The sequence below is a fragment of the Pseudomonas sp. H1_F01 genome (assembly GCF_054681425.1).
The window spans coordinates 1,724,149-1,744,712 of the sequence record NZ_CP162823.1; the positions used below are offsets into that span (position 1 = coordinate 1,724,149).

Here is a 20,564-nt window from a genome sequence, read left to right on the forward strand (position 1 = left end):
TTTAAAAAAATCCATGACACATTTTTTTTGCGGCGATTTGTAGGAATATTCTGTATAGCTTGTAGGTTCTGTCTCTCGATGCGAGCGTTCAGGGGGGGGCAGCATGCCAAGGTAGAAATGACTAGGCTATTGTGCGTGCTCTAAAAATTCGAACAGCGAAGTTGGATTTGCCCATGAATAAAGTGCTGATCGTGGATGATCATCCCGTCATTCGTCTTGCTGTACGTTTGCTGATGGAGCGTCATGGTTATGAAGTCGTTGCCGAAACCGATAATGGCGTTGATGCGTTACAGTTTGCTCGCGAACTTATGCCCGATATTGTCATTCTCGATATCGGTATTCCGAAGCTGGACGGATTGGAAGTCATCGCTCGCCTGACGGCCATTCCTTCACCCATGAAAGTGTTGGTGCTGACTTCCCAGGCACCGGGACATTTTTCGATGCGTTGCATGCAGACGGGGGCGGCCGGGTATGTATGCAAGCAACAGGATCTCACTGAGTTACTGAGTGCAATCAAGGCGGTACTTTCCGGTTACAGTTACTTTCCCAACCAGGCATTGCATACGGTGCGGTCGAGTCTGGGTAATGCCAGTGAGTCCGATATGGTCGATCGATTATCGGGGCGGGAAATGATGGTCTTGCAGCAACTGGCGCGCGGAAAGACCAACAAGGAGATCGCCGATGGAATGTTCTTGAGCAACAAGACCGTCAGTACCTACAAGACGCGCCTGTTATTGAAGCTCAATGCCCGTTCGCTGGTCGACCTGATCGAACTGGCGCAGCGCAATGGCTTGGTGTGAGTTTTCGGGTCACGCGTACTCAGTAAAAAGCCTCCATCAGGGAGGCTTTTACGTGTCAGAGGTCAAAGTCATAATCGGCCAGTTGTTTCTGCAGGCGACGCTCTTCCAGCAGGTTATCAATGGTGCGGCGCTTGCTCAGGTTGGTTTTCGCCACTTCCACGACCACAGGTTCGACGTCGTCGGCTTCAGCGGCGATGAATTCGTCTTCTACATCCAGTTGTTCTTTGCCAGCACTCATGGGTTCGACTCCAGGCTAAGACTGCCATTGGCGCTCCTTATATCGATAAACCACGGGCGGGTAAAAAAGATTTTTTCAATCGATGGATCGATAAAAGCAATAGCGTCTCAATCGTCGGAGGTCTTGTGCTTGTATTCGCATAAATCTTCGATTCGGCAGCTGCCGCAGCGAGGCTTGCGCGCCAGGCAAACGTAACGCCCGTGAAGGATGAGCCAGTGATGGGAGTCCAGCAGGAATTCCTTGGGAACAAATTTCATCAATTTCTTCTCGACCTCCACCACGTTTTTGCCGGGGGCCAGCCCGGTGCGGTTGCTGACGCGGAAAATGTGGGTGTCGACCGCCATGGTCAACTGCCGAAACGCGGTATTGAGCACGACGTTGGCGGTTTTGCGGCCGACCCCCGGAAGGGCTTCCAGCGCTTCGCGAGTCTGCGGGACTTCACTGCCGTGGCGCTCGATCAGCAGGCGGCAGGTCTCGATCACGTTCTTGGCCTTGCTGTTGAACAGCCCGATGGTCTTGATGTACTCGGACAGTCCTTCGACGCCCAGGGCATAGATGGCCTCCGGCGTATTGGCCACCGGGAACAGTTTGGCCGTGGCTTTGTTGACGCCGACGTCGGTGGACTGGGCTGACAGGATGACCGCGATCAGCAACTCGAACGGCGAGGAATAGGCCAGTTCGGTTTTCGGTTCCGGGTTGTCCTCGTGAAGGCGACGAAATATTTCCAGGCGTTTTGCGGCGTTCATGGGCGCGGCGTTTCCTCAACGGATGAATGGGGTTTGGCGGCCGTCCAGGCCTGTCGAGCCGCCAGCAGCAGCCCGAGCAGAATGAACCCGCCGGGGGCGAGCAAGGCCAGGGGCAGGCCGCTGCCGATCAGCCCACGCACGGCACCGAGGCTGATCATCAAGAGGCCAAACAGCCCGGCCAGCCTGAGGCGTCCGAGCCAGCGGGATTCAACGAAGAAACCCTCATGCTCCAGCGCGACGCAGCTCAGGGCGATCCAGCCAGCGTAAAGGTTCAACGGTCGATACAATTCCAGCACCCAGGCCTGGGCGACAAGGCCAATGCAGGTGGTCAGGGTAGCGGCCAATACGATGGCGGCGAGCAGCCGTTGACAGGCTGTCAGGCGTTGCCGGACAAGCCCCATTGCCAAGCCATGGCTGAAAAGAACCACGGCCCAGGCGAGCCATAACCCCAGCGCGCCAACCAGCGAGTCGCTTGCGCCGACCAATGGGACGAGCAGCAGGCCGTGTGTCAGTCCCCATGGCTTATTCATTGGCTGCCACCCCCATCAACTGGGCCTTGTGCTCGTCGAAGTAACGCAGCGCATCGTGAACAGCCTGGAGCACTGCCCGGGACGTCACTGTCGCGCCTGCCAGTTGATCGAACTGGCCCTGGTCCTTTTTCAAGGCCCAGCCGCTGTCATCAGGCGCCTGGCGTGATTTACCCGTGAAGGTCTGCAACCAGGCGTTCGGCCAGCCGGCAATCGCTGCTCCCAATCCGGGTGTCTCGGATTGGCGCAGGGTCTTGACGCCCAGCAACCGCCCCTGTGGATCGACGGCGACCAGCAATTCGATGCTGCCTTCATAGCCCAGCGCCTGGCTACGAAGCAGCACGGCGCTGGGGTGGCCGCCGCGAGTCGCCAGGTAGCCGCCCAGCAGCGTGCTATGGGCCAGGGACACCGAGGCTGTGACAACGGGGTGCGCCAACGGCTGGTTATCATAGTGGTCGGTGGGCAGCACCTCGAGCAAGGCCCTGTTCGCCAGTGCTTGCTGCTGGGTCTCGATACGCCCGGCGGTGCCGAGGTGCGTGAGGTAAGTGGCACCGATACCCAGGCCGATCAACAAGGTCAGGATTGCCACGCCGAGGGGATTGTTCATGTCAGCGGCCGCCGTTGTCGCGCCTCGGCAAACCGCTCCAGTGCCGGCACGCCGAGGTTCATCAGCAACACCGCGAACGCCACGCCGTCGGGGTAGCCACCCCAGGTGCGTATCAGATAGACCAGCAGTCCCATGCCCGCGCCAAACAGCAGGCGGGCGAGAGGGGCCTTGGCACCCGAGACCGGTTCGGTCGCGATAAAAAACGCGCCGAGCATGGTTGCGCCGCTGAACAGATGAAACAGCGGCGAGCCATGGGAGTCGGAACCCGAACCGTTCCAGCACAGCAGGCTGACGGCGGACAGGCTCACCAGCATGCCCACGGGTGCATGCCAACTGAACACCCGTTGCTGCAGCAGAAACAGACCGCCCGCCAGGAAGGCCAGGTTGACCCATTCGACACCCCGGCCACCGAAACGCCCGAACGCAGGATCGTTGGCGAACAGTTCATCGACGGTCAGGCTCGTGTTGATTCGCAGGCTGTCCAGTGCGGTCGCCCCGGCCCAGGCATCGGGCGCCGGATGAGCGCCGAATACCTGCTGCAAGCCTTCAGACAGGCCCATGCCGTGGAGCGCCGGCCAGTGACTCATCTGGGAAGGAAACGCCACCAGTACCAGGGCGTACCCGAGCATTGCCGGGTTGAACGGGTTGCTGCCGACGCCGCCCCACAGGTGCTTGCCCAACAGCAAGGCGCAGGCGGTCGCCGTGACGGTCAGCCACCAGGGGCAATAGGCCGGCAAGGCCAGGGCCAGCAGCGTGGCACTGACCAGCGCACTGCCATCGTTCAGGTCGGGCTTGAGTGGCCGGCGTCGCAAGCGCAGCACCAACGCTTCGACCGCCAGCGCAGTGGCGCCGGACAACAGCAGGTTGAGCGCCACGCCCCAGCCATGGAACCACAGCAACGCCAGCACGCCGGGCAGCGTCGCCAGCAACACTCGCGTCATCGCCTGGCGCAGCCGTTCGTCCACTGGCTCAAGAGGCGGCATGGGCGTCCACCTGGCGTTCGGCATCCTTCACCGCGTGTTCCAATGCCTGCAGTTGTTCATCCGATGCCGTAGCTGCGCGGGCTTTGCTGAGTTCGGCGCGGCGCATCGCCAGTTGGATCTTGGCTCGCTTCAGCTCGGCGTTTTGCGTCGGTGCAGGGGCTGGCGCGGCCGCGGGGGCGGGTGCGGCATTTTCCAGTTGGCTCAGGGCCTGTTCGGCCGCTTCGAACTGGCGTTGCAGCACGATCAGTTGCGATTGCTGCTCAAAGGTTGGCGGGTGGCCGAACGCTTTCAAGGATTTGTTCAGCTGTGCCCGGCTCATGGCCAGGTCGACCTTGGCTTTTTTCAAGGCTGCATCGGCCGTGGCGGCTTTTTGCGCGCGAACGCGCTCCAGTGCGGCTTGTACGGGATCGAGTGCCGGGTCCTGGGTTTGGGCCTGGGCCGCCCGTTGGGTTCGAGCCAGGCGTTCGGCCTGGCGCTGTTCTTCTTCGCGGCGCAGGCGCGCATTGCGTTGTTCGAAGCGGCGCCGGGCATGATTGCGCTTGGCGGTTCGCGCCAGTTGTTCTTCGACGCTGAAGGCTAGGCCGCCGACGATCGGCAGCACGTTTGCCGTCGGCAGCGGGTGCATTTCAATGCAATCGACCGGGCAGGGCGCCACGCACAGATCGCAGCCTGTGCATTCGTCGATGAGGATGGTGTGCATCAGCTTGGCGGCGCCGACAATCGCGTCCACCGGACAGGCCTGGATGCACTTGGTGCAACCGATGCATTCGGCTTCACGGATAAAGGCGACTTGCGCCGGGGCCACGCCGCGGCTGGTGTCCAGCTCCACCACCGGTATTTTCATCAGCTCGGCCAGGGCGGCGATGGTTTCGCGCCCCCCGGGCGGACATTTGTTTATCGGCTCGCCCTGGGCGATGCCTTCGGCGTAGGGCTTGCACCCGGGGTGGCCGCACTTGCCGCATTGGGTCTGCGGCAGCAGGGCGTCGATACGTTGAATCAGGCTCATGTTTTGACCAGCCCGCGCAATCCGAGAAAGGCCACCGCCATCAGTCCGGCGCTGATCAACTGAATCGGCAGGCCCCGAAAGGGCAGGGGAATATCGTTATTGAAGGTGCGCTGGCGCAGATCGTCGAACAGGCTCAGCACCAGCCAGAACCCCAGTCCGGCACCCAGGCTCAGGGCGATGGCGTAGCCCAGGTCTCGGTCATGCTGGCCGTTGAGCAGCGTGACGCCAAGTATGCCGGCATTGCCGAGCAACAGCGGCCACAACCCCTCGAACGGCATTGTCGGCCGCCAGCGGGCCAGCAGGCGCAGCAAGGGGCCGATCAGCAATACGCTCAAGGACAGCCAGGCCAATAGGCGCAGCGAGACCAGGTTGGTCGGCACCAGCAGCCCATGATCGATCAGGTAGCCCAGGGTGCCGACGATCAGCATCAGGCATGCCGTCGCCAGGCCCAGGGCGTGTACCTGCTTCCTGCCGTTGACCGCCAGCAGCGGATCGACGCCCAGCGGCCAGTGCAACACCAGGTTGTTGATCAGGGCAGCGCTGAACAGCGTGAGGACGATTTCGGTCATGGGTGCGTTGGCGACAAAGGGCTTGTTACAAGATTAGGCATTATCCGGCACGCCGGGGGCGTGGGCCAGATATGAAAATCCCACAGCCACCTGCAAGGCGACTGTGGGATCGGTGCAGCAAGCGGTAGCGTTACTTGATCCGCTGGCCCGGCTTGGCGCCGCTGTCAGGGCTCAACAGGTAGATTTCCTCGCCGCCGGGGCCTGCCGCCATCACCATGCCTTCGGAGATGCCAAAGCGCATTTTGCGCGGCTTGAGATTGGCGATCATCATCGTCAACCGGCCTTCGAGCTTGGCCGGGTCCGGGTAGGCACTCTTGATGCCGGAGAACACGTTGCGTTGCTCGTCGCCAATGTCCAGGGTCAGGCGCAGCAGCTTGTCGGCGCCTTCGACGGCCTCGGCCTTGACGATCAGCGCCACGCGCAGGTCAACGGCGGCAAAGGCGTCGAAGTCGATTTCCGGCGACAGCGGGTCCTTGGCCAGTTCGCCGTTCCCGGCAGGCGCGCCGGTGTCGGTCTGGCTGGCGGCCAGGTCTTCCTTGGAGGCGTCGGTCATGGCTTGCACCTTGGTCGCGTCGATACGGGTCATCAACGGCTTGAACGCGTTCAACTGATGGTTGCTCAGCAGCGTCTGGTGATCGTTCCAGGTCAGTGGCGCGACGTTGAGGAACGCCTCGGCATCGGCAGCCAGCAGCGGCAGCACCGGCTTGAGGAAAATCACCAGTTGGCGGAACAGGTTGATGCCCAGGGCGCAGATTGCCTGGACTTCGTCCTGCTTGCCTTCCTGCTTGGCCAGGGACCAGGGCGCCTTGTCGGCGATCCAGGCATTGGCGCGGTCGGCCAGGGCCATGATTTCGCGCATGGCACGGGCGAAGTCGCGGGACTCGTAGGCGTCGGCGATGCTTGGCGCGGCCGCCAGGAAGGCATCGGTCAGTTCCGGCGCGGCATTGCCGGCGACCAGGACCCCGGCGTTGCCCTTGTGGATGAACCCGGCGCAACGGCTGGCAATGTTGACGACCTTGCCCACCAAGTCGGAGTTGACCTTCTGCACGAAGTCTTCGAGGTTCAGGTCCAGGTCGTCGACGCCGCGGCCGAGCTTGGCCGCGTAGTAGTAGCGCAGGTATTCCGGGGACAGGTGGTCCAGGTAGGTCCGCGCCTTGATGAAGGTGCCGCGGGACTTGGACATTTTCTGGCCGTTGACGGTCAGGTAGCCGTGGACGTTGATGCCGGTCGGCTTGCGGAAGCCGGCGCCTTCGAGCATGGCGGGCCAGAACAGCGCGTGGAAGTTCACGATGTCCTTGCCGATGAAGTGATACAGCTCGGCGGTGGAATCCTTGCCCCAGAACGCGTCGAAGTCCAGCTCCGGCGTGCGGTTGCAGAGGTTCTTGAAACTCGCCATGTAGCCGATCGGTGCGTCCAGCCAGACGTAGAAATACTTGCCGGGCTCGTCGGGGATCTCGAAGCCGAAGTACGGCGCATCGCGGGAAATGTCCCATTGCTGCAGGCCGGCATCGAGCCATTCGGCGATCTTGTTGGCGACGGCGTCCTGCAGGGTGCCACTGCGGGTCCAGGCTTGCAGCATCTGCTGGAAGTCCGGCAGCTTGAAGAAGAAGTGCTGGGAGTCCTTGAGCACCGGCGTTGCCCCGGAAATCGCCGATTTCGGGTCTTTCAGGTCGGTCGGTGCGTAGGTGGCGCCGCATTTTTCGCAGTTATCGCCGTACTGGTCTTCAGTGCCGCATTTCGGGCAGGTGCCCTTGATGAAACGGTCGGCCAGGAACATTTTCTTTTCCGGGTCGAAATACTGGGTGATCGAACGGGTGGCGATGTGCCCGGCGTCACGCAGTTTCAGGTAGATCTGGCTCGACAGCTCACGGTTTTCTTCGGCGTGAGTGGAGTGGAAGTTGTCGAAGTCCACCAGGAACTCGGCAAAGTCGGCGCTGTGTTCAGCCTGGACGTTGGCGATCAGTTGTTCCGGGGTGATGCCTTCCTTTTCTGCGCGCAGCATGATGGCCGAACCGTGGGCGTCGTCGGCGCAGACATAAATGCATTGGTTGCCGCGATGCTTCTGGAAGCGCACCCACATATCGGTCTGGATGTACTCCAGCATATGGCCGAGGTGAATCGAACCATTGGCATAGGGCAGGGCGCTGGTGACGAGGATCTTGCGTGGCTCGGACATGGGGCTCGGCTACTTGATGAAACGGAGGTCGGCCACTATAAAGCGCTGGCGGCTTTTTTTCACCCTTCGGGGCTGTTTATGGATGCATTGCCGGGAGCGGCGCAAGGATCAAGCCAGGCACAACTTGCGGCGAGGGGATTGTGGGAGCAAAGCTTGCTCGCGAAACAGGCGCCTCGATTTCTGAAAGACCGCATCGACCGCATCGCGGGCAAGCCTTGCTCCCACACAGCGGGAGCATTCGTCGCCTTTAATCGGGTCGCCACAAAAGCATGCGCGGCGTAGGATAGCGGCCTGTTTTCAAGTCTTGCTATCGGAGTTGCCCATGAGCGCCGTCAATCGCGCAGCGGTGGAAGCCGTCCTTCGCCAGTACACCGACCCCTACCTGAACCAGGACCCGGTCAGCGCCGGATGCGTGCGCGCCATCGACATCCAGGGCGATCGCGTCAGTGTCCAGCTGGAAATCGGCTACGCCGCCGACCTGTTCAAGAGCGGCTGGGCGCAGATGCTGCAAATGGCGATCGAGGCCCTGGACGGGGTGAGCGCCGCCAAAGTCGACATCACCAGTGTGATCGCCGCTCACAAGGCCCAGGCGCAGGTGCCGGGGCTGGCGAACGTCAAGAACGTGATCGCCGTGGCCTCGGGCAAGGGCGGCGTGGGCAAGTCCACCACCGCGGCCAACCTGGCCCTGGCCCTGGCCCGTGAAGGGGCGAAGGTCGGGATTCTCGATGCAGACATCTACGGCCCGAGCCAAGGCATCATGTTCGGTGTTGCCGAAGGCACCCGGCCGCAGGTCAAGGACCAGAAGTGGTTCGTGCCGATCCAGTCCCATGGCGTGGAAGTCATGTCCATGGCCTTCCTGACCGACGACAACACGCCGATGGTCTGGCGCGGGCCGATGGTTTCCGGTGCCTTGCTGCAACTGGTCACGCAAACCGCGTGGAGTGACCTGGATTACCTGGTGATCGACATGCCTCCGGGCACCGGCGATATCCAGCTGACCCTGGCGCAGAAAGTCCCGGTGGCCGGTGCGGTGATCGTCACCACGCCTCAAGACCTGGCCTTGCTGGACGCGCGCAAGGGCGTGGAGATGTTCCGCAAGGTCAACATCCCGGTACTGGGCGTGGTGGAGAACATGGCCGTGCACATCTGCTCGAACTGCGGGCATGCCGAGCACCTGTTCGGCGAAGGTGGCGGGGAAAAACTGGCGACCCAGTACGGCGTCGAATTGCTGGCTTCGCTGCCGCTGTCGATGCTGATCCGCGAACAGGCCGACGGCGGCAAGCCGACGGTCATCGCCGAACCGGACAGCCAGATCGCCATGGTCTATCAGGAACTGGCCCGCCACGTGGGCGCGCGGATCGTGTTGCAAGAGGCTGCGTCACCAGCGATGCCGAACATCACCATGAGCGACGATTGATCGGCTGAAATGCGATCCATTGTGTGAGCAAGCCTGTGGGAGCACAGCTTGCTCGCGATAGCGGTTTTAAAACCAGCAGATGTGTTGTATGTGACGCCCTCATCGCGAGCAAGCTGTGCTCCCACAAGCTCGCTCCCACATTGACTGTGTGCAGGTTCTCAGATCCGCAACCCGCCATCCATCTCCAGGATCCGACCGGTGTAGTAGTCGTTCTCGAAGATATACGCCGCCGAATGAGCAATCTCCTCAGGCTTGCCCATACGCTTGAGCGGAATCCCCGAGGTCATTTTTTCCAGGGCCTCGGGCTTCATGCCCAGGGTCATCTCGGTTTCAATGAAACCCGGTGCGATGCCAGCGACACGGATGCCGTAGCGTGCCAGTTCCTTGGCCCAGGTCACGGTGGCGGCGGCCACACCAGCCTTGGCGGCCGAGTAGTTGGTCTGGCCGACGTTGCCGGCGCGGGAGATCGACGAGATATTGATGATGGCGCCGCTGTTCTTCAGCTCGACCATTTTCGCCGCCACTTCACGGGTGCACAGGAATACACCGGTGAGGTTGACGTCGATCACGGCCTGCCACTGGGCCAGGCTCATCTTGGTCATTTCGCCGTCCTTGACCTTGAGCAGCAGGCCGTCGCGCAGGATCCCGGCGTTGTTGATCAGGCCGTGGATCGCGCCGAAGTCCTCGGCGACCCGGGCGACCATGTCGCTGACCTGCTCCTCATTGGCCACGTTGCACAGATACGCCCGGGCCTCGACGCCCTTGGCTACACACGCGGCAACCGCCTGGTCGAGTTTTTCCTGGTTGAGGTCCACCAGGGCGAGCTTCGCGCCTTTGCCCGCGAGATACTCGGCCATGGAGCGGCCCAGACCCTGGCAACCGCCGGTGATAATGATTACTTTGTCAGTGAGTTGCATGCTCATGTCCAGGTGGCGCAGCGGTGAAGGGGGAGACTTTTTGGGACGTCTCTCGATTTGCGACGGTGTAGCCCGGTTGCACACGAGAACTGTCCTATCGGTGTGTCGGAACATTACTCCAGTCGCCTGACCGTTTTCTAGACGGATTTTATTAAAGGAGTCATAAATTGAGCGTTGAAGCTGCCAAGCATGCCCGGGAACTGCTGCTCAAGGAGTACCGTGGAGTGCTCTCCACTCATTCCAAATCCATGCCCGGCTTTCCGTTCGGCTCCGTGGTGCCCTATTGCCTGGACGAACAAGGTCGGCCACTGATCCTGATCAGCCGTATCGCCCAGCACACCCACAATCTGCAGAAAGACCCCAAGTGTTCGATGCTGGTGGGCGAGCGGGGCGCCGAGGATGTGCAGGCCGTGGGGCGCCTGACCTACCTGGCCGAGGCCCGCAAACTCGAAGACAGCGCCGCCATCGAGGCTGCCGCCGAGCGTTACTACCGCTATTTCCCTGATTCGCAGAACTACCATAAGGCCCATGATTTCGACTTCTGGGTGCTCGAGCCGGTGCGCCATCGCTACATCGGCGGCTTTGGCGCCATCCACTGGATCGACCAGCTCACCCTGGCCAATCCCTTCGCTGGCAAAGCCGAAGCCAGCATGGTCGAGCACATGAATGCCGATCACGCCAAGGCCATCGCCCATTACGTGGAATTGACCGGCCTGCCGAAAAGCGAACCGGCACAACTGGCGGGTATCGACAGCGAGGGCATGCACTTGCGTATTGGCCAGGGCCTGCACTGGCTGGGGTTTCCAACGCCTTGCAACACCCCGACACAAGTGCGCGAAGCCTTGGTTTATCTGGCTCACGCCGAGCAATGGCCGAAAAATGCCGAGGTCGACGCTTGAATTCACGAAAGGGCGACGTCATTTAGGGTTTCATAGCAAGGTATTCTTGCGTTGAGGAACCATTTGATGCGCCCTTTTTTATTGCTCTTTCTGCTGTTCCCGGTGTTGGAGCTGTTCATATTCGTCAAGGTCAGCGGTGCGATCGGGTTTTTCCCGGCCCTGCTGCTGGTCATTCTCGGCTCGATGCTCGGCGTGTTCGTGCTGCGTATCGCCGGCCTCGCCACGGCATTGCGTGCCCGTGAAAGCCTGAACCGCGGCGAGCTGCCCGCCCAGACCATGCTCGAAGGCCTGATGCTGGCCCTGGGTGGCGGTCTGTTGATCCTGCCAGGCTTTATCAGCGACGTGTTGGGCCTGGTCATGCTGTTGCCGTTCACCCGTAGGCTGCTGGCCAATAAAATGCGCCAGCGCGCCGAAGAGCAGGCGATTCGTCAGCGCGCTTTCGCCGATGACCTCCAGCCCCGTGGCGGTCCGGCTCCGCGAGAGCCTGTGGGCCGCGAGCCCAACGTGATCGAAGGCGAGTTCGAACACCGCGACTCCAAGTAAAACCATCAGCACGGCGCCTTCGGGCGCCGTGCTCGTTTTGGTGGCATGGAGTAAAAAATTTTCTGTCCCCACCCTTGTAATCCACTTGTGCGCCCTTATGTAACGGTCACCGCAAGGTTTCCGGTGGTGACACCGGACAGACTTCCGCGGTTCGACTGACGAACCGCACCCGGCTCCGCCGGCTTTGTTAAACCCGCCGGGACTACACCGGCCGATGAAAACCAAAAATTAGGAGAGATCGACAATGAAGCTTCGTCCTCTGCATGACCGCGTCGTCATCCGTCGCAGCGAAGAAGAGAAGAAAACCGCTGGCGGTATCGTCCTGCCAGGTTCGGCTGCTGAAAAAGCCAACCACGGTGAAGTTCTCGCTGTAGGCCCAGGCAAGGCACTGGAAAACGGTGAAGTACGTGCGCTGGCCGTGAAAGTGGGTGACAAGGTTGTGTTCGGCCCTTACTCCGGCAGCAACACAGTGAAAGTCGACGGCGAAGACCTGCTGGTAATGAGCGAGAACGAAATCCTCGCTGTCCTCGAAGGCTGATTCCCCCGCCCATTTTCCCGTTACTACAAAGTATTTAAGGAATATCGATCATGGCTGCTAAAGAAGTTAAATTCGGCGATTCCGCCCGCAAGAAAATGCTCGCCGGTGTCAACGTCCTGGCTGACGCAGTAAAAGCGACCCTCGGCCCGAAAGGCCGTAACGTGATCATCGAGAAGAGCTTCGGCGCTCCGACCATCACCAAGGACGGCGTTTCCGTAGCCAAAGAAATCGAGCTGAAAGATCGCTTCGAAAACATGGGCGCGCAACTGGTCAAAGACGTTGCCTCTCGTGCCAACGATGACGCCGGCGACGGCACCACCACCGCTACCGTCCTGGCTCAATCGATCGTCAACGAAGGCCTGAAAGCCGTCGCTGCCGGCATGAACCCTATGGACCTCAAGCGCGGCATCGACAAGGCGACCATCGCCATTGTCAAAGAGCTCAAAGCCCTGTCCAAGCCATGCGCTGACACCAAGGCAATCGCTCAGGTCGGCACCATCTCCGCCAACTCCGACAACTCCATCGGCGACATCATTGCCGAAGCCATGGAAAAAGTCGGTAAAGAAGGCGTGATCACCGTTGAAGAAGGCTCGGGCCTGGAAAACGAACTGTCGGTTGTAGAAGGCATGCAGTTCGACCGTGGCTACCTGTCCCCGTACTTCGTCAACAAGCCAGAGACCATGACTGCCGAGCTCGACGGTCCGCTGATCCTGCTGGTCGACAAGAAGATCTCCAACATCCGCGAAATGCTGCCAGTGCTGGAAGCCGTTGCCAAAGCCGGCCGCCCACTGCTGATCGTGGCTGAAGACGTTGAAGGCGAAGCCCTGGCGACCCTGGTTGTGAACAACATGCGCGGCATCGTTAAAGTCGCAGCCGTCAAGGCTCCAGGCTTTGGCGACCGTCGCAAGGCCATGCTGCAGGACATCGCCGTACTGACCGGCGGTACCGTTATCTCCGAAGAGATCGGCCTGAGCCTGGAAAGCACCACCCTGGAGCACCTGGGTAACGCCAAGCGCGTGATCCTGTCCAAGGAAAACACCACCGTGATCGACGGTGCCGGCGTCGAGACTGACATCCAGGCTCGCGTTCTGCAGATCCGTCAGCAAGTGGCCGACACTTCGTCCGACTACGACCGTGAAAAACTGCAAGAGCGCCTGGCCAAGCTGTCCGGCGGCGTTGCAGTGATCAAGGTTGGCGCCGGTTCCGAAGTTGAAATGAAAGAGAAGAAAGCCCGCGTTGAAGACGCCCTGCACGCTACCCGTGCAGCCGTCGAAGAAGGCGTGGTACCTGGCGGCGGCGTGGCACTGGTTCGCGCTCTGCAGGCTATCTCCGAGCTGAAAGGCGACAACGATGACCAGAACGTGGGCATCCAGTTGCTGCGTCGCGCTGTAGAAGCCCCGCTGCGCCAGATCGTTGCCAACTCCGGCGACGAGCCAAGCGTTGTGGTCGACAAGGTCAAGCAGGGTACGGGTAACTACGGTTACAACGCTGCTACCGGCGAATACGGCGACATGATCGAAATGGGTATCCTGGACCCAGCCAAAGTGACTCGTTCGGCTCTGCAAGCGGCTTCGTCGATTGCCAGCCTGATGATCACCACCGAGGCGATGATCGCTGAAATCAAGGAAGACGCTCCAGCTGGCGGCGGTATGCCAGACATGGGCGGCATGGGTGGCATGGGCGGCATGATGTAAGCCAGCCTTACCCCTGTAGCGAAAAACCCCGCCTGCGAAAGCAGGCGGGGTTTTTTATTGCCTTGGGTTTATCCCGGCATTGAGCTGGACCCAGCTGTCTTTGTGGGAGCAAAGCTTGCTCGCGATTGCGGTGGGTCAGCTTGCCGGGATGCTGAAGCTGCCATTGCGATCGCGAGCAAGCTTTACTCCCACAGGGTTTGTCCGGGGCGTTGTCAGGCGTTGGAAGGCTGGCTCAACGCCACGCGATCGGTCATGACGGCCGGTCGGTACAGGATGTAGTAGTAGCACCCCAGGCTGATCAGCCAACAGAACACTGCGGTCCACACGTTGTGGGAAAAGAAGTGCGCTCCTTGCATCATCCGCCCCAGGGAGAACACCGTTCCCAACGTGAAGGCGAATATCAAGGCCTGGCGGGCCAGGCGTGGGCGACGGTCGCGCAGGACGAAGAACAGCGCAAACAAGGTGAACCCGGTGGCGGCGTGACCGCCGGGCCAGCATCGACCGGGTTTGTCCGTGGCCGGGCGCGGGCTGAGCAGTTCGCTATAGGTTTCCTTGCCGCCGAACTCCTTCAGGCTCCAGGGGCATTGCACTGCCGTCACCGCTTTCATCGGCGTGACGAAGGACGTCGCCAGTGCCAGGGACAGCACCAGGCAGCCCAATTCCCGCTTGAACGGTTTGAGCCGGGTGATGAAGAACGAGCTGATGAATCCCAAGATCGCCAGCACGGAGAACACGATGACCGCCTCTTTGGCTCGATCGTGCAGGATGTCTTCCAGGAAAAAGCTGTGGCGTCCGATGAAGTAGCCGGTGGCCGGGTCATAGAACAATCGGGCCAAATCCATGTCCAGGTCGGTCCACTCCAGCAAAACCAGAGTGATTGCCGCAACGATGGGAACTGTGAGGCACAACCAGAAGTTTAGCGGGCGAGGGGTAGGGCGTAGAACGCTTGATTGCATGACGGATCCAGGACCAAGAAATCGCCCCAGGGCATCAGCCTGGGGCAGTTCGATTAACGTTCGCTGACTTGCTCGGCCCCCTCCTTGGGTGCTTTCCAGCCAAGCAGCTGTTGCTTGAAGCCATAACTGGCGGTTTGGTAATACGTGATGGCGCGGCTGATCAGAGGGTCTTCGCTGTTCGCCCGGGATTCGCGACTTTCGGTCAGTGCATCGTCATGCCGTCGCAGGCCTTGGCGTGGACTGAGGATTGCCAGATCCTTGCCGTCGAACAGGCCCAGGTGCTGATAATTACCTACAACGACGCGGGGCGGCAACGGGTTGTCCTGCAACAGGTCGCGACCAAAGAACGTCGACTGGTAATCCATGTTCAGCAAACCGAGCAAGGTGGGTGCGAGGTCTATCTGACTGGCAAGTTGGGCGCTTTCTCGTGGTTCGATCAGCTTCGGCGAGTAGATGAACAACGGGATCTGGTAATTGCTGATCGGCAGGTCTTCCTTGCCAGCGCTGCCGGCGGTGTGGTCAGCGACGAAAACGAAGAGGGTGTTATCGAACCACGGTTTCTGCCGTGCTTGCTCCAGAAACTGACCAATGGCGTAGTCGGTATATTTTACTGCCCCATCCCGGCCGTTGCCGGACTTGATGTCGATCCGGTCATCCGGATAGGTGTAGGGGCGGTGGTTGGAGGTCGTCATCAACTGCAATAAAAATGGTTGCTGTTTGGCGTAATTGGCATCGGCCAACTTCAACGTCTGTTTGTACAGGTCCTCGTCGGCCATGCCCCAAGCATTCTTGAAGTGGATCTCGGATTCATCGACGCTGGTTTGATCGACAACTCGATAGCCGTTGCCGCTGAAAAACGCGTTCATGTTATCGAAGTAACCGCGCCCGCCATAGACAAACACGCTGTCGTAGCCGACCGCGTTCAACTGCTGGCCAAGGCTGGCGAAGCCGCTTTCCCGGCCAATGCGCTTGACGATCGAGCGTCCCGGAGTAGGCGGAATGGCCAGGGTGATGGCTTCCAGGCCTCGATCGGTGCGGGTGCCTGTGGCATAGAAGTTATTGAAATACAGGCTCTGTTTGCGCAAGGCGTCCAGGTTGGGCGTCAAGTTGCGTTGATCACCGTTGCTGCCCAGGTATTTGGCGCTGAGGCTTTCGATGGTCACCAGCACGATGTTCGGTTTACGGGCGGTGCCGGGGCTGTCGATCATTCGACGGATATCTTGTGGATCCTCACCGACGAAGCGCGCATTGGGCTCGCTCAGTTCGGCACGTATCTGCTGGGCGACGGTCGCCGGGGGCAGGCTGCTGTAGAACTGTCCGTAGTCCAATTCGTTATTACGAAACGCCGCGAAAAACTGATATGGACCGTTGCTCGCCAGTTCGTTCTGGTAGGCATTGCCACCCTGGGCGCGGGGCGCATCCTGGCTCAGCCATTGCAGGCTCAGGCCAGCGACAGCCAACAGGCCTAATGCATTGAGCAGGCGTCCGCGCAAGGGGGGCAATGGGGCGGCCAGCGCGGCATTGAACGGTTTACCCAACGCCAGGCTCAAACCCACGGCCAGTACCGCAAGAGTCGTCAACAGGGGGCCGATTGGATACGATTCCAGGACGTTGTTCAGCACTTCATCGGAATAGACCAGGTAGTCGACAGCGATGAAGTTGAAACGCACGCCGAACTCATCCCAGAACAGCCATTCGGCGACCGAGGTGAACAGCATGACGAACACGCTGACCGTCAGCAGCCCCCGAAGAAACCAGCGGTGACCGCGACGGTGCCATAGGGCTGGAGGGCAAAGCAGCAGATACAGCCCCATCGGCAAGATTGCATAGGCGAGGAACCCCAGGTCATACAGCAGCCCGGTGCCAAACACGGAAAACGCGATGCCTCCGGCCTCATCCAGGTGAGTGAGCAGCAGAACGGTTCGGGTCAGGAAAAACACTGCCAGCCAGGTACTGGTGATCAGCAGCAGAACGCGCATGGGCGCTGCTTTGATAAAGTCCATTTACTACTTTCCTTATATATCAATCCGATAGCGCGAGAGTCTTGCTACCTCACTGTAGTCAGGTTGTGAATCGATAGTGAAAAAACCATTAAAAGCTGATGTACGGTAGGCGTCGATTTTCCGCAGCCTCCAGCCCTAGCCCTGAATCGGCATTGGCCGTAAGCTGCGCGGGCCAAGATGGCCGTTAACTGTGTACACAGAGGTGCCCATGCGAATTCTATTGGTCGAAGACAACCGCGATATCCTGGCCAACCTGGCCGATTACCTGGGGCTCAAGGGCTACACCGTCGATTGTGCCCAGGACGGTTTGTCGGGGTTGCACCTGGCCGCGACCGAACACTACGACCTGATCGTGCTCGACATCATGCTGCCGGGCATCGACGGCTACACCTTGTGCAAGCGCCTGCGCGAAGACGCCCGGCTCGATACGCCGGTGATCATGCTGACCGCCCGGGACCAGTTGGACGACCGGCTGCAGGGCTTCAAGTCCGGGGCCGATGACTACTTGATCAAACCGTTTGCCCTGTCGGAACTGGCGGCGCGGATCGAAGCTGTCATGCGTCGGTCCCAGGGTGGTGGCCGCCGTGCCTTGCAGGTCGGCGACCTGAGCTACGACCTCGATACCCTGGAAGTGACGCGTGAAGGCAAGCTGCTCAAGCTCAACCCCGTAGGCCTCAAGCTGCTGGCGGTATTGATGCAGAAAAGCCCTCACGTGCTGCGCCGCGAAATCCTCGAAGAAGCGTTGTGGGGCGATGATTGTCCGGACAGCGACAGCCTGCGCAGCCACGTCCATCAACTGCGCCAAGTGATCGACAAGCCGTTCGACAAGCCGTTGTTGCACACGGTACACGGCGTCGGCTATCGCTTGGCCGAGGGCCGCGATGGAGTTTAAGCAGAGCCTCGCCCAACGGATCATCATCGCCTTTGCGCTGATGAGCGCATTGGTGGCTGGCGCTTTCGCCATGGGCATCGTGGCGACGGTCCACCTGGTCGAAGAAAAACTGATCTCCGCCGGGCTTGGCGGCGATCTGCAGCGCTTGCTGTTGATGGACAGTGTCTCGGACTGGCACCATCGCCCGGAACCCGACCAGTTGTTTTATTTCAGCGGTGGCCCAGGTGACTTCGAGTTGCCCAAGGACCTGCGCCATCTGGAGCGTGGTTTTCACGAAGTGTTTCGCGAGCAGTTGTCGTATCACGCCATGGTCGAGATCGTTGATGGCCGGCATTACGTGTTGCTGCAGGACCAGAGCGACTTCGAGGAGCGCGAGCGGGTGCTGTTCGCCGTGGTGCTGGTGGGCTTTGTGCTCAGCCTGGCGCTGGCGGTATTTTTGGGCTGGGTCCTGGCACGCCGAGTGATGGCGCCGGTGGTTCGCCTGGCCCGGCAAGTGCGCCATCGCGACCAGCTCCTGGGCCTGGCTCCGCCGCTGGCCCCGGATTATGCCGCCGATGAAGTGGGTGAACTGGCCGTGGCGTTCGACGCAACACTGGGGCGCTTGCGCCAGGCCCTGACCCGCGAACGATTGTTCACCAGCGACGTGAGCCATGAATTGCGCACACCGTTGATGGTCTTGGCGACCTCCTGCGAATTGCTTCTGGAAAACCCGGCACTGGACCTGCGTGGTCGCACCCAGGTCGAGCGCATCAACAGGGCCAGTGAAGAGATGCGCGAACTGGTGCAGACCTTCCTGATGCTCGCCAGGGCACAGCGCGACGACAACGGCATGTCGCCTCGGTCGAACCTTGCACAGGTGGCCGAAAATCTCCTCGGAGTGTGGCGCGACCCCATCGAATCCAAAGGCCTGACGCTGATCTTCGAACCAGGACAAACCCTCGACACCCTGTATAACGCCACTTTCCTGACTGCCGTCATGGGCAACCTGTTGCGAAATGCCTTGCACTACACCGACCAGGGGTTCATCCGTCTCTCGTTGTCTGCGACCGGCTTCGTGGTCGAGGACAGTGGCGTGGGCATCCCGGAGGAGAAGCGCGAGGCGATGTTCGAGCCATTCGTGCGCGGCAACGAAAAGCGCGGCGAGGGGCTGGGGTTGGGGCTGTCACTGGTGCAACGGATTTGCGAGAACCAGGGCTGGACGGTGAGTCTCAGCACGATGGAGCCCAACGGTTGCCGTTTCGAGGTGGAGTTGAATCCGAAGGTATGATCGCTTAGGTTGGAAAAATCCTGTAATGATTCGGTCATGTACATGACAAACTTTTCACAAAGTGACGACCTGACCCTGACATATCAATTCATAAGGTGGGGGCTATTCAGACATGGAGGCCCCCATCAATGCCCGACCCTATCAAACTCGATTTTTCCGAGAAATACGACGAGCAGCACGCCAAGAAGTATTTTCATAAGCATCGAGGCAGCTTGAGTCGCCGTCTTTCCAACCTAAGAGACCAGCAACTGGCCCGCCGGGCATTGGCGCTCGTGGGTGATCCAGGCCTGGTATTGGATTTGCCGTGCGGTGCCGGGCGATTCTGGTCCTTGTTGGCCGAAAAACCGAACCGGGTCATCATCGGCGCGGACAATTCCGAGGCCATGCTCAAGACCGCAATGGAGGCTCAACCGGCCGATGTGGTGAAACGGGTACAACCCTTGCAGACTTCTGCGTTCGACATCGCCTTGCCTGATAACGCCGTCGATAGCATTTTTTGCATGCGCCTGTTGCACCACATCGGTGAACCCGCGCATCGACTGGCGATTCTTAGGGAATTCCAGCGTGTCAGCCGCGACAGCGTGATCGTTTCGTTATGGGTTGATGGCAATTTCAAGGCCTGGAAACGCAAGCGCCAGGAGCGCACTCGTGGGCAAAAAGACTACCAGAATCGATTTGTGTTACCGGTTGCTACAGTAGAGGAGGAGTTTCGGCAGGCAGGGTTTCGTATTCAGGAACGACTGGATTTTCTACCGCTCTATGCCATGTGGCGAGTTTATGTATTACGCAAGAGGTAAAGGCATGGGTGTACAGGCAGCAGAACCATCAACGATTCTTCACGACGACTTCGAACATTTCTGGAGTCAGCAGGGTGAGTGGGTGGAAGAACCCAATGTGCGTCGCGGCGGTGAAAGCGGCGTGCAACGGATCAAGAGCAAGGACGGCAAGCTGCTTTATGCCAAGCGTCAGACCGGACATATTTATCGCAGTTGGTTGCACCCGTTCGGTCGACCGACTGTGCTGCGCGAGCAAGACGCACTCCTGGCGTTGACCCGATTGGGTGTTCGCGTCCCCCAGCTCATTTTCTGTGGCGCCCAGCGGGACCCGGTTCACAAGTGGCGTGCGCTGCTGGTGACCCAGGCGCTGGAAGGCTTTGAAGAGATCGAGCACTGGTATGCCGCAGGTGGCCGCGAGCGCCATGGCGAAGCGGTGCACGATCAAATCCTCCTGGGTCTGGCTGAAAATCTGGCGCGCATGCACATGGGGCGCTGGCAACATGGCTGTATCTACATCAAGCATGTCTTTGTGCGCGTGACCGGAGAGGGCGAGGCGGCCAAGGCTGAAGTGGCTTTGCTCGATTTTGAGAAGTGTCGCCAGCGTCTGACCGCCCACCGTGCGGCATCCCATGACCTGAAGCAGTTGCGGCGCCACTCGTCGTTCAGCGACGCTGACTGGAAAAAACTCGTCTACTTTTACGAGGCGGCGTTTGGCAGCGCTATCAAAGGTTTATAGCGATGAAATTAGAAATTGCTAGAGGTTTGTTTTTAGTCGGAGCCCTGGCAGTTGCATCGATGGCGGTGGCTGTGTGGGAACAGCCACGCTCGCAGATCCTCAGTGCTTCCAATGCTGATGCGCATTGTCCTTTGCCGCGCGTGGCAAAGGTCAGCGAGACGATCCGACCGGACAATGACCTGCTGCTGTTCATGTTCAGCCTGTCCCAGGGGATGAGGCCGCAAAGTTGAGAGACATGAAGCCAAAATAAAGGCCTCGCTTGTGCGAGGCCTTT

At 60.1% G+C, this 20,564-nt stretch carries 22 protein-coding genes; 11 read left to right on the top strand and 11 right to left on the bottom strand.

All coding sequences use genetic code 11. The annotated features are described in order from the left end of the window. Positions 1-173: 173 nt before the first annotated feature. Entirely contained in the window at positions 174-800 is a 627-nt protein-coding gene (locus AB4O09_RS07880) for a response regulator transcription factor (RefSeq protein ID WP_003204939.1), read from the top strand. Positions 801-855: 55 nt separating this feature from the next. Here the strand turns inward: AB4O09_RS07880 and AB4O09_RS07885 are convergent, their stop codons facing one another. From AB4O09_RS07885 to metG, 8 genes are all read right to left on the bottom strand, one after another. Next, the gene (locus AB4O09_RS07885) at positions 856-1,038 is read right to left on the bottom strand and encodes a PA3496 family putative envelope integrity protein (RefSeq protein WP_003204937.1); all 183 of its coding nucleotides are present in this window, start codon (positions 1,036-1,038) and stop codon (positions 856-858) included. 107 nt (positions 1,039-1,145) lie between these two features. Then, complete coding sequence (gene nth / locus AB4O09_RS07890) at positions 1,146-1,784, bottom strand: endonuclease III (protein ID WP_003204935.1); 639 nt, start codon at positions 1,782-1,784, stop codon at positions 1,146-1,148. Beyond that, positions 1,781-2,314 carry an Rnf-Nqr domain containing protein gene (locus AB4O09_RS07895; protein ID WP_003204933.1) on the bottom strand — a complete coding sequence of 178 codons (534 nt, stop codon included), beginning with the start codon at positions 2,312-2,314 and terminating at the stop codon, positions 1,781-1,783. Before AB4O09_RS07895 ends, nth begins: the two co-directional genes overlap by 4 nt. Continuing rightward, positions 2,307-2,918, bottom strand: a complete 612-nt coding sequence (locus AB4O09_RS07900) for an RnfABCDGE type electron transport complex subunit G (protein ID WP_013694099.1) — start codon at positions 2,916-2,918, stop codon at positions 2,307-2,309. The genes AB4O09_RS07895 and AB4O09_RS07900 overlap by 8 nt, the downstream gene beginning before the upstream one ends. Further along, the gene (locus AB4O09_RS07905) at positions 2,915-3,901 is read right to left on the bottom strand and encodes an RnfABCDGE type electron transport complex subunit D (RefSeq protein WP_444758503.1); all 987 of its coding nucleotides are present in this window, start codon (positions 3,899-3,901) and stop codon (positions 2,915-2,917) included. Before AB4O09_RS07905 ends, AB4O09_RS07900 begins: the two co-directional genes overlap by 4 nt. Continuing rightward, the gene (gene rsxB / locus AB4O09_RS07910; protein ID WP_363808975.1) at positions 3,888-4,907 is read right to left on the bottom strand and encodes an electron transport complex subunit RsxB; all 1,020 of its coding nucleotides are present in this window, start codon (positions 4,905-4,907) and stop codon (positions 3,888-3,890) included. The genes AB4O09_RS07905 and rsxB overlap by 14 nt, the downstream gene beginning before the upstream one ends. Then, positions 4,904-5,476: an Rnf-Nqr domain containing protein gene (locus tag AB4O09_RS07915; protein WP_003204924.1), complete on the bottom strand. Its 573-nt coding sequence runs from the start codon at positions 5,474-5,476 to the stop codon at positions 4,904-4,906. The genes rsxB and AB4O09_RS07915 overlap by 4 nt, the downstream gene beginning before the upstream one ends. 130 nt (positions 5,477-5,606) lie before the next feature. Continuing rightward, on the bottom strand, positions 5,607-7,652 hold the full coding sequence (gene metG / locus AB4O09_RS07920) for a methionine--tRNA ligase (RefSeq protein WP_003204922.1): 2,046 nt from the start codon (positions 7,650-7,652) through the stop codon (positions 5,607-5,609). 322 nt (positions 7,653-7,974) lie between these two features. On the opposite strand from metG, the gene apbC reads away from it, so the two are divergent. After that, positions 7,975-9,069, top strand: coding sequence for an iron-sulfur cluster carrier protein ApbC (gene apbC, locus AB4O09_RS07925; RefSeq protein WP_043042808.1), 1,095 nt, complete (start codon positions 7,975-7,977; stop codon positions 9,067-9,069). Positions 9,070-9,227: 158 nt separating this feature from the next. On the opposite strand, the gene AB4O09_RS07930 is transcribed toward apbC, so the two are convergent. Then, positions 9,228-9,986, bottom strand: a complete 759-nt coding sequence (locus tag AB4O09_RS07930) for an SDR family oxidoreductase (RefSeq protein WP_003204919.1) — start codon at positions 9,984-9,986, stop codon at positions 9,228-9,230. Between the two features lie 167 nt (positions 9,987-10,153). Here AB4O09_RS07930 and AB4O09_RS07935 point away from each other — a divergent pair, with 167 nt between their 5' ends. From AB4O09_RS07935 to groL, 4 genes are all read left to right on the top strand, one after another. Beyond that, complete coding sequence (locus AB4O09_RS07935; protein ID WP_003204917.1) at positions 10,154-10,885, top strand: HugZ family pyridoxamine 5'-phosphate oxidase; 732 nt, start codon at positions 10,154-10,156, stop codon at positions 10,883-10,885. A 66-nt stretch (positions 10,886-10,951) separates the two neighbouring features. Continuing rightward, a complete protein-coding gene (locus AB4O09_RS07940) occupies positions 10,952-11,428 on the top strand; it encodes an FxsA family protein (protein ID WP_003204915.1) in 477 nt (158 codons plus the stop codon). 244 nt (positions 11,429-11,672) lie between these two features. Further along, positions 11,673-11,966, top strand: coding sequence for a co-chaperone GroES (locus AB4O09_RS07945; RefSeq protein ID WP_003204913.1), 294 nt, complete (start codon positions 11,673-11,675; stop codon positions 11,964-11,966). Positions 11,967-12,016: 50 nt separating this feature from the next. After that, the gene (gene groL / locus AB4O09_RS07950) at positions 12,017-13,660 is read left to right on the top strand and encodes a chaperonin GroEL (protein WP_003204912.1); all 1,644 of its coding nucleotides are present in this window, start codon (positions 12,017-12,019) and stop codon (positions 13,658-13,660) included. A gap of 212 nt (positions 13,661-13,872) precedes the next feature. Here groL and AB4O09_RS07955 read toward each other — a convergent pair whose 3' ends face one another. Next, the gene (locus AB4O09_RS07955) at positions 13,873-14,616 is read right to left on the bottom strand and encodes a phosphatase PAP2 family protein (RefSeq protein ID WP_028237360.1); all 744 of its coding nucleotides are present in this window, start codon (positions 14,614-14,616) and stop codon (positions 13,873-13,875) included. 53 nt (positions 14,617-14,669) lie between these two features. Further along, positions 14,670-16,619 (bottom strand): LTA synthase family protein, encoded by a 1,950-nt coding sequence (locus AB4O09_RS07960; protein ID WP_039013778.1) that lies wholly within the window; start codon positions 16,617-16,619, stop codon positions 14,670-14,672. Positions 16,620-16,827: 208 nt separating this feature from the next. Here AB4O09_RS07960 and colR point away from each other — a divergent pair, with 208 nt between their 5' ends. The 5 genes from colR to AB4O09_RS07985 all read left to right on the top strand — a co-directional run bounded on the left by colR (position 16,828) and on the right by AB4O09_RS07985 (position 20,520). After that, on the top strand, positions 16,828-17,511 hold the full coding sequence (gene colR / locus AB4O09_RS07965) for a two-component system response regulator ColR (protein ID WP_003204909.1): 684 nt from the start codon (positions 16,828-16,830) through the stop codon (positions 17,509-17,511). Continuing rightward, a complete protein-coding gene (locus AB4O09_RS07970) occupies positions 17,501-18,778 on the top strand; it encodes a sensor histidine kinase (protein ID WP_013694094.1) in 1,278 nt (425 codons plus the stop codon). Before colR ends, AB4O09_RS07970 begins: the two co-directional genes overlap by 11 nt. 128 nt (positions 18,779-18,906) lie before the next feature. Continuing rightward, positions 18,907-19,575, top strand: coding sequence for a class I SAM-dependent methyltransferase (locus AB4O09_RS07975; RefSeq protein WP_003204905.1), 669 nt, complete (start codon positions 18,907-18,909; stop codon positions 19,573-19,575). 4 nt (positions 19,576-19,579) lie between these two features. Further along, positions 19,580-20,290: a lipopolysaccharide kinase InaA family protein gene (locus AB4O09_RS07980; protein ID WP_003204903.1), complete on the top strand. Its 711-nt coding sequence runs from the start codon at positions 19,580-19,582 to the stop codon at positions 20,288-20,290. A gap of 2 nt (positions 20,291-20,292) precedes the next feature. Beyond that, entirely contained in the window at positions 20,293-20,520 is a 228-nt protein-coding gene (locus tag AB4O09_RS07985; protein WP_013694093.1) for a hypothetical protein, read from the top strand. Positions 20,521-20,564 lie beyond the last annotated feature (44 nt).